We start from the raw sequence: 13,282 nt of genomic DNA on the forward strand, positions 1-13,282 counted from the left end.
AGGCCATTTATTGATTGGAGAGACAAATGACCCCACATATTAACGCGCCAACAGGTGCATTTGCGAAAACAGTGTTAATGCCAGGTGACCCGCTACGTGCTAAATACATTGCCGAGAACTTTCTCGAAAACCCTAAGCTTGTGACTGACGTGCGCAACATGTTGGGTTATACCGGTGAGTATCAAGGTAAACCAATTTCAGTGATGGGATCTGGCATGGGCATTCCTTCTATGTCTATCTATGCCAAAGAGTTGATCACCGAATATGGCGTCGAAAACATCATTCGCATCGGCTCTTGTGGCGCGATCAGTGACAAGATTAAGCTGATGGATGTGGTTATCGCGATGGGCGCTAGCACAGACTCAGCAGTCAATCGTAGCCGTTTTGCCAATACAGATTTTGCCATGATTGCCGATTTTAACTTGTTGAGCCTTGCCGTCGATGCCGCGAAAAAACAAGAGGCTAACTATCATGTCGGTAACTTATATTCGTCGGATCTGTTTTATAGCAGCGACGAGTCGCGTTACGACTTGATGGAAAAATATGGCATCTTAGGTGTCGAGATGGAAGCGGCTGGTCTATACGGAGTCGCAACTGAATATGGTGCTAAAGCGCTGGCGATGATGACAGTGACCGACCATATTCGCCAAGGGTTGCACCTGACTGCTGAAGAGCGTCAAGAAACCCTTAATGAGATGATTAAGTTGACACTAGAAGCGGTTAGTCACTTAGACTAAGCCGCGACTGTCATCAGCTAAGCACTTGAGCTTATTAAACATAAAAAGGCCTTATGACAAGGCCTTTTTTTGTGCCCAGAGATTACTGGCTTGCCGTTGGTGTTCATTACTTAATAGGCCAAAGTATTTGAGATAACCGCAGTTTTTACATGATATGCCGCTCGGTTAGCGGTTTAAACTTTAGCAATGACGCAGTAGACTAGCGCTTATTATCATTGAAATGGAATATCAGATGAGCATTTGGTTTAGACCCATTACCCTAGAAGATTGCGCCAAATTAGATGCCGGCTTGCATGGCAAAGGCACCTTGATGCAGACCATGGGCATTAGCATTACAGAGATAGGCGATGACTACATGACAGCCACCATGGCTGCGACCCCCGCAATTCATAACCCATTGGGGATAGTGCATGGCGGGGCTAATGTTGCCTTAGCCGAAACTGTCGCCAGTTATGCGGCAAACTTTGCGGTCGATTTTGAGCAGTATTACTGCGTCGGGCAAGAGATCAACGCCAACCATCTTAAGGCGTCTCGTAACGGCGTACTTACCGCCACCACTAAGCCTGTGCACTTGGGTAAACGCAGTTCGGTGTGGGAAATCCTGATTCATAACAGTGCCGGTGAACTCTGCTGTATTTCACGTATGACGGCGGCGATCGTTAAGCGTTAACTTTAGGGCTTAATTTGTGCTCGGTAACGTTAGGCGTGTTCTGGGATATCAAACCCGCTCGCCTAATTGCAGGTATAACTGTGCTGGTATCACGGGCAGCACCAAAGAAGGCTAAGCCTAAGTCAACATTGGGATACACCACAACTCAGTCTGCCACCTTGCTGTCGCTTTACGCTTATGCTGTCCATAATAAGGATATTCACTGTTACCTCGATGGAGCGTGTATGGATAATGCAACGATATGGGAATGGGTCGGTTACTTAGCCTCTGTGGTGGTCGCCATTTCATTGATGATGGCGAATATTAAAAAGCTGCGCTGGTGGAATTTAATTGGCGCCGCCTTGTTTGTCGCCTACGGTGTGGCGATTGAAGCTTATCCTGTCGCCTTAGTGAACTTCTTTATTGTGCTGATTGACGCTTATTATTTGGTTAAGCTCTACCGTAAGCCACCAAGCGTTACCCCAAATACTCAGTGATTGAACTCATTATCTTAACCGCCCGTATGGATGTGCAGTACTTTGTTTAAGCCTGCGCTAGGCGGATAGAGCCTACTCAGTTAAAAGCCAGTGGCATATGTCACTGGCTGTTTTTATTACTTTGCTGACTCACCACTTAAAATAGCAGTGTGGCAAATCCTAGTAGGGCAAAGAGTGCGGCGCAGCCACGATGGATCCAGACCATAGGCAGCTTGTCGGCGCTAAAGTGGCCGGCAATCACCACTGGCACATTGGCTAGCATCATCCCGAGTGTGGTGCCGACAACCACCAAGGCGAGGGCGTCATATTTAGCCGACAGTACTATGGTGGCTATCTGAGTCTTATCGCCCATTTCGGCTAAGAAAAACAGCACAAAGGTGGCAATAAAGGGCCCCATCTTATAGAAGCGGCTCTCTTCGGCGTCGACCTTATCTGGCACTAATACCCACAGCGCAATGGCAAAAAAGGAGCCTGCGACAATATAGCGCGCAAGATCTGGGCTGATCCAGTTGATGGCCCATTGGCCCAGCCACGCAGCAGCAAAGTGATTGGCAAGGGTCGCGAGTAAGATGCCTAAAATGATGGCGGTTTTATTTCTAAAGCGGGCGGCTAGGATTAATGCTAGCAGTTGAGTTTTATCACCAATTTCGGCAATTGCCACGGTGAAGGTTGACGCAAGTAGAGCTTCCATGAGGGTTCCTTAGGGGGCAAAAAATCCAAGCACAGTCCGCCGCCCCCTAAATTTGAGCGGTAACCGTGCTTAGGTCTTGCCGGGTAATACGCAAGCCGATGTTGGCTATGCCTATTACTGTGAGCACCATGGCATAAGGCCAAGTATGTTGATACTCACCCATGACTCATTATATTAAGCCACGTTAGCTACTCCCCTAAAGCAGTGGCGGCAGATTATACGGATCTAGGTTTATTAGGCAAGTCAGGCGGGCCGTTTTTTTTGCAAAAAGCTGTATAGTTGTAATGGTGCTGTATTACGCTTGTTTAGTGGATATTGCCGGGGTGTATAAACTTGCTTTTGTTGCTGAAGTTGGCTTGTGCGCTGCGTTCGGCTCTGATAAGGTCGCTAGCAGTCATATTAAAATTGTAAAGGTAGTGATGAAAAAAGCCTATCGATATTTTTACCGATTTATACCGCCTCAGCGGCTTAGTTAAATAGATATTGGTAAAAATGATCATGTTAGCTAAGTTGTTGGGGCCCAACCATATCGTAGTAAGGTGCAGATGCACTAGACGATGGGGAGGCTTACAGTGGGTGCTACATGTTGCTAAAAATCCTCTTTCAATTGTCGTTCAAATCTGACCTTCCAACTCTTATAAAAATTAAAAACAGGAAAATCTTGTGAATTCAAAAATGCTTGGCTCTATAGCCATTGTTGCAGGGACGGCAATCGGTGGGGGAATGTTGGCTTTACCTCTGGCGACGGCGGCATTAGGTAGTGTTGCTGCTATTATCTTGTTAGTGGTGATTTGGGGCGTATCGGCTTATACAGCGCTGTTGATGTTAGAAATTAATCTTCGTTCTGGGGTGGGTGACAATGTGCATGCCATCACAGGTAAAACCTTAGGCAAATTTGGTCAGCTTATTCAAGGGGGCTCATTTTTAAGCCTGCTTTACGCATTAACCATGGTCTATTTGCTCGGTGGCTCCTCTTTATTAGTCTCTAAACTCGATGGTTTGTTTGGCGTACAGCTCGACTCACATTCAGCGATTATGTTGTTTACTCTGTTTTTTGGCGGGCTAATTGCGGTGGGGATCGCCTGGATCGATAAGATCTCACGGGTACTTTTTTCTGCCATGGTGCTGTTATTAGTGCTGGTGGTGTTGTTTTTGTTGCCCGATGTCTCGTTGTCGAGCATGGCGGCGACAGCGGTTATTGAAGGCGTCGAGCAGGGCAGTTTTTCTGGTTACTTGATGGCGGCGGTGCCAGTGGTATTTACCTCGTTTGGTTTCCACGTCTGTATTGCCAGCCTAGTGGGTTACCTTGACGGCGATAGTGTTAAATTGCGTAAGGTACTGTTGATTGGCTCAACCATTCCATTGGCCTGTTATATATTTTGGCTGACGGTTACCTTAGGTACCGTAGGTGGCGACAGAATTAGTGGGTTTGATGGCTCGTTACCTCAGCTGATCAATGCGCTGCAAGCCTTGGCGCAATCATCGATTGTCAGCCAAAGTATCGCCTTCTTTGCCGACTTGGCGCTGATCACCTCGTTTCTTGGAGTCACCATGAGCCTGTTTGATTTTATTGCCGAGTTAACTCGGGCCAAAAGCAATGCGAGTGGCCGCTTACAGACTTGGTTATTAACTTTTATTCCGCCTTTGTTGTGTGCGATCTTCTATCCCGACGGCTTTGTCAAAGTACTAGGCTTTGCGGCGATACCACTGGTGATGATGATCATTATTTTACCTATCTTGATGGCCATGCGTCAGCGTAAGTTGGCACTGGGAGGTTACCAAGTGATGGGCGGTACGCCAGCCCTATATGTGGCGGGCGCGCTAGGGGTGATGATCATTGCCTCGCAATTATGGGTGACCATGTAGCATCATCTTAAGGCGGCATGACTTATTCAGGGTAAATGAGACTAAGATGCCGCCTAAGTGGATTATTTTTTAAGGGTGTTATACGACATATTTAGCGACACACCTCGTTACTTTTTTAGTCATTTTCTAAGCTATTTGTATACTAACCATTTGTGATAAAGTCGAGTAATTGCCCGACTTTTTTATTGTCTGGGTATTGCTCAACAATTGAATCGCTCGATATCTATAACGATAAAATGGACTTAAAAAATGAAAAAACTATTAATGACAGTGGCCTTTGCCGCTGCCTTTGGCGCACAAGCCGATGAGGGCATGTGGCAGCCGCATCAACTGCCCGCGATGGCGGACGAGCTCAAAGCCAAAGGGCTTGAAATTGATGCCAAATCAATCTCTAAATTGACCGAATTCCCTATGAATGCCGTGATAAGCCTTGGTGGTTGTACGGCGTCATTTGTCTCTCCTAAAGGGCTGGTGGTGACGAACCATCACTGTGCCTATGGCTCGATTCAGTACAACTCTACTCCTGAGAACAACCTTCTCGAAGATGGCTTTTTGGCCAAAACCTTTGCCGATGAGTTACCAGCGACACCCGGCTCACGCATCTATGTTACCGAAGCAGTGACCGATGTGACTGACAAGGTTAAAGCGGGCTTGGCGGATAAAGAGGGTAACGCCTTCTATCAAGGCATTGAAGCCAAAGAAAAAGCCTTAGTGGCCGAGTGTGAGGCCGAAGGGGGCTATCGCTGTCAGGTATACAGTTTTCATGGCGGGTTGGAATATTATCTGGTTAAGCAACTGGAGATCCGCGATGTACGCTTAGTCTATAACCCAGCGGCAAGCGTGGGTAAGTATGGCGGCGATATCGACAACTGGATGTGGCCACGTCACACGGGGGATTTCTCTTTCTACCGTGGTTATGTGGCTAAAGATGGCAAGCCTGCCGACTTTAGCCAAGACAACGTGCCTTACGAGCCAAAGAGCTTCTTGAAAGTGTCGGCCAAAGGCGTCAGTGACGGTGATTTTGTGATGGTGGCAGGTTATCCGGGGCGCACCAATCGCTACCGCACCGCCAACGAAGTCCAAAATCAGTTTGAATGGGCATACCCTGAAGGCAAAATGCTGCGCGAGCGCTTTATCGAGATCATCAAAGAGACGGCGCCAGAGGGCAGCGATGAGCGCATCAAGTATGAAAGCCTGATCGCTGGATTGGCCAACTACGCGAAAAACTTCACCTCAATGATCGAGTTCTACGGTAAGTCGACCATGCTGGCCGATCGCCAAGCTGGTGAGGCCGAACTCGGGAAGTGGATTGCACAAGATAGCGACCGTCAGGCCAAATATGGTAAGACCCTTGCCGAGCTAGACAGCCTGATCGCCCAAAGCCAAGAGCACCAAGCGCGTAACATCATCTTGGGTTACTTAGGTTACACCACTATGTTGCCCACCGCGCGCCAACTCTATCGCCTAGCCAATGAGAAGCAACTTGACGATATGGCTCGTGAGCCAGGTTACCAAGAGCGTGATATGACCCGCTTTAAGTCAGGCATGGAGCGTATCGACAGACGTTACGCTGCCAGTGTCGATAAAGCCGTGGTCTTTGACCTGCTTAAACGTTACGCCGCGTTGCCAGAGAGTGAGCATATTGCCGCACTCGATAAAGCTTTTGGTATCGATAAAAACTTTGATGCCGCCAAGCTCAGCAAGACGTTAGACAAGATGTACGCCAACACACAACTGGACGATCAAGCCACGCGTCTGGCCTGGATGGACAAATCGGTAAGCGACTTTAAGGCCTCCAAGGATCCCTTTATTCAGTTTGCAGTGGCTATGTATGACACCGACATGGCTGAAGAGCAAAAATCGAAGCAACTGGCTGGTAAGCTTATGAAGGTGCGCCCGCAATATATGGACGCCATCATCGCTTATAACAAGCAGTTAGGTAAGCCAGTTTACGCCGATGCCAACTCAAGCTTGCGTGTTACCGTGGGCCATGTGAAGGGCTATTCACCACAAGATGGTTTACAGGCGGTGCCTTTTACTCGCCTCGAAGGGATCTTAGCTAAGGACACTGGCGTGTCGCCATTTGACGCCCCTAAGAAGCAGTTAGAGCTGATTAAGCAAAAGCAGTATGGTGATTTCTATATGAAGTCTATCGACTCGGTGCCGGTTAACTTCCTGTCGACCTTAGACACCACTGGCGGTAACTCTGGCTCGCCAACCTTAAATGGCCGCGCCGAGCTTGTGGGCCTGCTGTTTGACGGTGTGTATGAGAGCATCATTGGTGACTGGGGCTATGATCCTGACACCAACCGTTCTATCCAAGTCGATAGCCGTTATATGCTGTGGGTCATGAAGTACTTAGATAATGCCGATAACCTGCTGGAAGAGATGGAAATTGTGCATTAATCATCGGCGATTAACCCTGCGCGGTTAATACGCTATGCCACCGAAAAAGGGGCTTAAGTCATCACTTAAGCCCCTTTTTTTGCCGAGTTGATGTCGATAAGGGGTAATGGGGCCGTTGTAAAACCGCCTTTTAGCAACGTATGTAACAGGCAATAGGGTTGATAAAGTAAAGGCAGGCAAGCCTAACGAGGAGCAAAAATATTTTTGACAAACACTATTTTTGCTTTGAAATCGTTACTTTTTGATTGCGCTTGTAAAACAAAAGTATCATTTTGCGTTGCTCGTTGTTACATCTCGTTGTGCTGCTATTTTGTCTAGATTACTATCTTGCACTTGGGATTAATTACTCTTGATAAAGGATTGTTTTAATGAAATATGCTTCACTTGCTGCGTTAACACTTGCCGCTGTTCTTACTGGTTGTGCTTCAGATCCTGGGCCACGTATGGCACTGGAAAAAACCGTTGAAGTCGATGGTAAAGTACTGAAGTTTAACGGTAGCTATCACGACAAGAAAAACATTTTGATCCTAACAGTGAACGGCGATCCCATCATGCAAGGCCGTTTTCCTCCCTACACACCGACTCAAAATTTAAAAGCCAATTATCAAGACTTCGCGGTACGCAGTCATTGCTACTTTGGCTCGGTGTTAGGTAATCAAGGCGGCGCCTTTGGTGCTATCGCAAGTGTGGTGCAGTCTTCAAAGAGCAGCACAGCCGATAAATGTGAGTTATACGTCAATGAAAAGTTAGTCGATAACTTATATTTCTAATATTTTTAAATTTAGGTTTGGCAATTAATCAGGGGGGGCTTCCTCCCTGAATTGATAACTTGTGCCCCATCCTTTATGGCATAGGTCTGATGAATCAGCTTGGTGAATAATCTTAATTGATAGGTCTCAGTCAAGGTTAGATTGATTGGTATAAACAAGGAAGCTAATGGCAATCAAGCGATTATTAACTCTCACGTGCTCCCGCTGTTTCACCGATAAACAATTAAGCTTGGCAATGTCTATTGTGTTTGTTACTGCAGTGATGACATACAGCAGCGGGCCACTTGCCATGTCGACTCGCGATGCCATATTGAATTTCAAACAAGTTACCAGGGCTATCGTTGAGCAATCTCATCGCCTCAGTAAACAGCACGCTCGGCAAATGGAGCTGTTATCACAAAAGCTAGACGAGACTCAAAGCGCCAAAATCGTGCTACAAAGCGAATTCATTGGCGACATGACACAGACGGCCGAGCAAATGTTAGCGCTCGCTAACCAGTATTTACCCCATTATCAGCATTTTCTCGCACATATCGACAAAGACAGTCATTGCTACCAACCCGAGCAATTGGCACAATTTCAACACACTACAGCCGAGCTACAAGATTATGTCGCTAGCATCGACGCCCTGCTAATAACTCGAGATGAAGCGGAGGCGTTTTCGGCATTGATGGCGTTCAATCTTGGTCAAACACAAGTCAATATGCTTATCGACATGTTTGAGATCTCTACATTCTGTTATCTGTCAGAGGCTCTGCCGTCTCTGGTTGAAGACGTTCAAAGTGTCGAGACTGAACTGGTTGAGAAACTGATACACCATGGGGCGACAGATGAATATGATGACACGACGTCGCAGACAGCGATAAGGAGCGCGCTCAAGCCACAGGAACTGCCCCGGCAACCCCAGGAAAAGGCGGTTGAAACAGTGACACTAAGTTATGAATTTACGGCTAATGCTCTCCCTTATTTTAACGATCTTAGCACTCTTGAAGTCAGCGATATCAATGAGCTCAAGCAACTTACGTTGACCAATCAACTCAGTATTAATGACCAACTTCAGTTACAACTGCCAGATGCGGCATTAGCAGATAACAGCCTGTCATACCAAGCCCGTATTACCGGTGTTGTCGAGACCGACAATGAGCGAGTCATCCTAGATATATTACTGATCCGCTCGCCGTCATATTCCATCGATGCAATGTCATTTAACGACCCACAAATAGCAAGCTGTGTAAAAACTAGCGCCAAGCAGCTTCAATTAAGTCGTAGCAATGAGCTTACCCAGCTTAATTGCCGTCTGTCATCGACAGTAAATCTTGACGACCTGCAAAAATTCAAACAACTGCAAACCGTCAGTTTAATGGGCGGCAAGCTCACTGATTTATCGCCCTTATCGAGCTTAGCGCAATTAGATATGCTGCATTTAGAGCAGAGTCAGATAACCAAATTTGGCGATATCAGCCGACTATCAGCCAACCTGATGTTATCAAATATCGACACTCACGATTGGCAGGCACTGGCACAGAGTCAAGCTGGCTCAATCTCGATCATGAACATTACAGATTGTTCGCGGCTAGCCCCTTTAGCACATCAGCCTCATGTGGCCTTAATGTATAAAGGACTTAACCCTAATGAGATGGTGGCGTTAATGCAGCAGGTGGAAAAGGGCAACAAATCGCTGACAGTGTTAACGGATTGCCCAGCCCCCCAAAACTAATAACCAAACAGCTAAGCATCAAAAGTTAAACCTTAACAAATTAGGTCTGGGAAACTAAGCGGCATAGACAGTCAATTGCCTTTAGCTCATAAACTGTAAAAGGAAATACAATGATAAAAAAACTGTTATTAGCGTTATGTTGTACCTTAGCCGTTAGCGCTCAAGCAGAGCCAGAGCTACTGCCCTTCGCACCGCTTGCCGAGAGTAAGGTTTATAAAAAGCAGACTCGTCATTATATTCCGTTCGCCTTTATCTCAGGTATTGATAAAGGGGCATACCAAACTCAAACTTATGCCGGGCAGCTAAAACGCATCTATTATGAACTTCCCACCAGCTATGATCCTAGCCATGCGGTTAATAACTATAAAGCGCAAATTATAAAGCTAGGAGGCAACATACTGTTTGAGTGTCAGCGAGATACCTGTGGTAACAAGAACAAACTATCGAAACAAGTGAGCCCGCTTCACGATATTCCTAAAAACGCTCCGGCACTACTCACGGCTAAGCTCCCCCTTAAAAACAAACAAATTTACCTCTCAGTCTATGCGGCTAATTGGCACAATGGTGCTGGGCTGCAACTGGATATTATCGAGGCAATCGATGAGCCATTGGATCTATTAACAACCAATCAAGCCTATCTCGGTGCGGCGGTAGAACAAGAGTCATTTAAAGACAGAATGAGTAATGATACGCAAGGCGCTAGCGATCACCCCATGATAGCCAGACTACCCGGTGCCTATATCCATGATTACCTACAACAAGGATTTGGCCAAACCTTAGTGTTCGATGGCGTCGATAAAGGCCAACACAAAATCAAAACCCTTGAAGGTAAGATCACCGATATAAACTACAAACTTCCTCGTGGTTATTCTGAGTATGAGGTCAATGCCAATTACAAGGCGGCGTTAGAAAAACTCGGTTTTGTGCGCGGATTTCACTGCCAAGGTAATCAATGTGGTCAATCACAAAAAATTCATTCACGCATAAAAACATTTGCACATATCGGGCGAGATGAAAATCAGTTTTACTCTCTCTATACCTTAGCTCGCCCAGAGGGTAATGTGCATGCCATGGTCTACATTATAGGTTACGAGAATGGCCTATGGAGCGAGCTTAAGCTCGTTGAAGAAACCAGCCTAGTAGATGATAGATTAGTTATTGATCTAGAAGGCCTAACCGACAAGATTGCACAAACGGGTCACGTTGCACTCGACGGTCTATTGTTTAAGTTTGATAGCGATGAGATGTTACCGGAGGCCGCCGAAGTGATAACGATTGTGGCAAGTTATCTTAAGGCTCACCCGAAGCAAGACTTCTATGTTATCGGTCATACCGATGACCAAGGCAAGCAGAGTTACAACCAAGTGTTATCGGAAAAGCGGGCTAAAGCAGTGGTGCAATCACTGATCAGTCTGCACGACATAAACAAACAACAACTCACCGCCAAGGGGATTGGCGAATATGCCCCCGTTGCAAACAATAGCAAGGATGCAGGCAAGCAGCTTAATCGCCGTGTCGAGTTGGTACTTCGCTCCGATAATAAGTAACCTTAATAGGTGCGCTAAACGTCCGTAAGGCGCACCTATTGCTTCATTGTTATTAGGTAATGGAGGCTACCACAGGCCTTTTGATTTCACCCGGCTGGCACGTTCAAGCTGAGTTGTTAGGCTTGGTGTGTCATCGGGAGTCGTGGCTGTGGCTGGCGCTTGTGCAAATTGACTGCGCAGCGCCTTTATCTGTGCCATTAACTGATCTTGCCCTTGCTTAAGCTGACTCAACTGAGTGGCGAAGTCAGCTTGTGGCTGCGCGGTTTCTGCTGCGGGCAATTGACTCAGCTGGTCACTTAACTGTGCCTGCCCCTGTTGTAACTGCTCAAGTTGCTGCTCAATAGCGCTAAAATCCACGTTGCTTGTTTGTTGTGGCACGCTTGCGCCCTCAAGCATCGCAGTTAATTTTTGCCACTGCGGCTCAGATAGCCCCTTATTCTCGTCGGCGGCTAAAGTGAGGCCGACAGAGCGAAGTTGGCCGTCTAAGGTTTGACAGTTTATCTTGTCTTGTAGCAAGGTTTGGCTCAGCATTGATGGCAGCTGTGGCGCCAATTCATGCAGGAATAACCCAGATAGGTACAGGTCTCGATGAAACTGGATACGGCGCTGCTGCACGACATCAGATTCATCATTACGCGCTTTTTCCTGCTGTTGCCATAGCCTTAAGACTTTTATGGCATAGCCGTGGGAGTCGTGGACCTCTGGTTCTAGCCCGACACTGAATCGAATCCGCATAATGATCCTTTACACCGATTCAGCTGGGGTAGCGGCGTGATAGCAACAGATCTCTCTCGATAATGCTTCTTGAGGATCTTTTACCATCACAATTTTATCGCCCAGTGAAGGATAGGCATTGCGGATCGCGCTTTCAATCAGCATAGCGCCGCCACCGACTAAATAGATCCGGTTTGGGTTACGAGTAAAGGTTTTCGCCTCATAGGCTACCGCGGCACCAAGTTCGGCTATCTTGTCTTCGATGCGCTCTAGTACCCAATTGACCTTGCTGATGTCGTTAATCACTTCTTCAACAAACTCACGATTATGGCGACGCTTAATTAACTCATTAGCGACCAAGTAGCTGGCATCGCTGTCTGCTGCCGACAGCGCCTTTCTTGCTGCGTTGGTCACCATAGATACACCAATCTCGGCGTTGCCATACACGGCCGACACATCGTCGAACTCGCCAACAATGACGCCCATATCTAAGGTGGTGCCGCCGCAGTCGATAACCAAAGATTTAGTAAATTCATTGACACCTGAATCCATCAGCGTGGTTAGCACGGCAGGCAGGCTTTCTGGCAGCACTTCAACATCGACAATGGTGAATAACTCGCCTTTATTGAGGCTGATGTCTCGCATCAAGTTAGCTTTCTTACGGGCGATATTCTCTTCGTTTTTCTGGCAGTCATCGGCCTTGTAGTACTCAGTGATAGGCAGTGTGACCAGAATGCTCACAGGACCCGGTTTCACGCCAGTTTGTAGCAATGCATGGTGAACCGACAGCAGGTTTAAGTCGTCATATTGGAAGGCAACGTGAGTGGTCGACAATGCCTTATCCGATGTCGCGTCATAGGTGTATTTGGTCGAGGCGATTTGATAGTTAAACACCTTACGGTCATTAAGCAAAGCGGCACTTTTCCAGTCTTTACGAAAAGAGTTGGGGGAAGTCACGCTGCGCACTAAGCCGTCTTCAATCCAGCTGATTTTTACATTAGTAGAGCCATCATCGATAGCAAATTTTGTCATGCTTGAATGCATTACCGTTCCTTAAAATAAACCCATTTTTGCATGTTAATACGACCCGATTGGCGCATAACTGAAATCTTTTGTTGATTTAATTTCAGATGGTGCTGTCGGCTACTCAGTCATATTGGCCTTAGAATGAAGGTGTCGGTATTGTTTCTTCGGCTTAATGGGGAGGAGTAGCGTGTTTGAAGTCGACATTTCGTTGTTGTTAATGGCCTGCGGGGTGATCTATCTAGATAGACGAATGTCGTGATCACATGGATGCCGACGTGGAGCGTTTAGGGAGGTATCCGCAGTGAGCCAAAAAAGCGCTTGCACCTGAGTCTGCGGCAGGCAATTACTAAGCATGAAGGTATGCTTTCAAACAAGCCTAGCCAATAACAAGGTCGTTTATCACGACATTGGCGCTTTCATGCACTGCACCTGCGGCAGGCAATTAACTCCCATTGAAGGATTCGACCTCAGATAGTTCGCCAAGTAACAACTCGGCTAGACGTTGCAGAAAACAACCCTCAGCATTCATCGGCAGAATACCGTCGGGGGTAGGTGACCCCTCACGATGAGGGTGAACCTTTTCAATACACTTTGCCATATTGCAAATGCAATAAAAACCCATCTATTGCTAGAGCCTGTTGCCCTTTGCTGGTTGAATGTAG

General features: G+C 46.9%; 11 protein-coding genes. 8 read left to right on the forward strand and 3 right to left on the reverse strand.

The features are described 5' to 3' along the window. The first annotated feature begins 26 nt into the window (after positions 1–26). The 3 genes from deoD to DN599_RS08105 all read left to right on the forward strand — a co-directional run bounded on the left by deoD (position 27) and on the right by DN599_RS08105 (position 1,883). Complete coding sequence (gene deoD, locus DN599_RS08095) at positions 27–737, forward strand: purine-nucleoside phosphorylase (RefSeq protein ID WP_110457114.1); 711 nt, start codon at positions 27–29, stop codon at positions 735–737. Positions 738–969: 232 nt separating this feature from the next. Continuing rightward, positions 970–1,407, forward strand: coding sequence for a PaaI family thioesterase (locus DN599_RS08100; protein WP_110457115.1), 438 nt, complete (start codon positions 970–972; stop codon positions 1,405–1,407). A gap of 224 nt (positions 1,408–1,631) precedes the next feature. Next, positions 1,632–1,883, forward strand: coding sequence for a YgjV family protein (locus DN599_RS08105; RefSeq protein ID WP_110457116.1), 252 nt, complete (start codon positions 1,632–1,634; stop codon positions 1,881–1,883). Between the two features lie 136 nt (positions 1,884–2,019). Here DN599_RS08105 and DN599_RS08110 read toward each other — a convergent pair whose 3' ends face one another. Next, positions 2,020–2,574, reverse strand: a complete 555-nt coding sequence (locus tag DN599_RS08110; RefSeq protein WP_110457117.1) for a TMEM165/GDT1 family protein — start codon at positions 2,572–2,574, stop codon at positions 2,020–2,022. A gap of 675 nt (positions 2,575–3,249) precedes the next feature. Between DN599_RS08110 and DN599_RS08120 the strand changes: the two genes are divergently transcribed. From DN599_RS08120 to DN599_RS08140, 5 genes are all read left to right on the forward strand, one after another. Next, positions 3,250–4,440, forward strand: coding sequence for an aromatic amino acid transport family protein (locus DN599_RS08120; protein WP_162599195.1), 1,191 nt, complete (start codon positions 3,250–3,252; stop codon positions 4,438–4,440). Positions 4,441–4,689: 249 nt separating this feature from the next. Further along, entirely contained in the window at positions 4,690–6,846 is a 2,157-nt protein-coding gene (locus tag DN599_RS08125) for a S46 family peptidase (RefSeq protein WP_110457120.1), read from the forward strand. Between the two features lie 368 nt (positions 6,847–7,214). After that, positions 7,215–7,616 (forward strand): hypothetical protein, encoded by a 402-nt coding sequence (locus tag DN599_RS08130; RefSeq protein ID WP_110457121.1) that lies wholly within the window; start codon positions 7,215–7,217, stop codon positions 7,614–7,616. Between the two features lie 235 nt (positions 7,617–7,851). After that, a complete protein-coding gene (locus DN599_RS08135) occupies positions 7,852–9,333 on the forward strand; it encodes a leucine-rich repeat domain-containing protein (protein ID WP_162599179.1) in 1,482 nt (493 codons plus the stop codon). Between the two features lie 110 nt (positions 9,334–9,443). Continuing rightward, on the forward strand, positions 9,444–10,880 hold the full coding sequence (locus tag DN599_RS08140; protein WP_110457123.1) for an OmpA family protein: 1,437 nt from the start codon (positions 9,444–9,446) through the stop codon (positions 10,878–10,880). A 66-nt stretch (positions 10,881–10,946) separates the two neighbouring features. Here DN599_RS08140 and DN599_RS08145 read toward each other — a convergent pair whose 3' ends face one another. Continuing rightward, positions 10,947–11,615 (reverse strand): hypothetical protein, encoded by a 669-nt coding sequence (locus DN599_RS08145; protein ID WP_110457124.1) that lies wholly within the window; start codon positions 11,613–11,615, stop codon positions 10,947–10,949. A gap of 9 nt (positions 11,616–11,624) precedes the next feature. Next, on the reverse strand, positions 11,625–12,638 hold the full coding sequence (parM, locus tag DN599_RS08150) for a plasmid segregation protein ParM domain-containing protein (protein ID WP_110457125.1): 1,014 nt from the start codon (positions 12,636–12,638) through the stop codon (positions 11,625–11,627). Between the last annotated feature and the right edge of the window lie 644 nt (positions 12,639–13,282).

Source organism: Shewanella algidipiscicola (genome assembly GCF_900380485.1).
Taxonomy (GTDB): domain Bacteria; phylum Pseudomonadota; class Gammaproteobacteria; order Enterobacterales; family Shewanellaceae; genus Shewanella; species Shewanella algidipiscicola.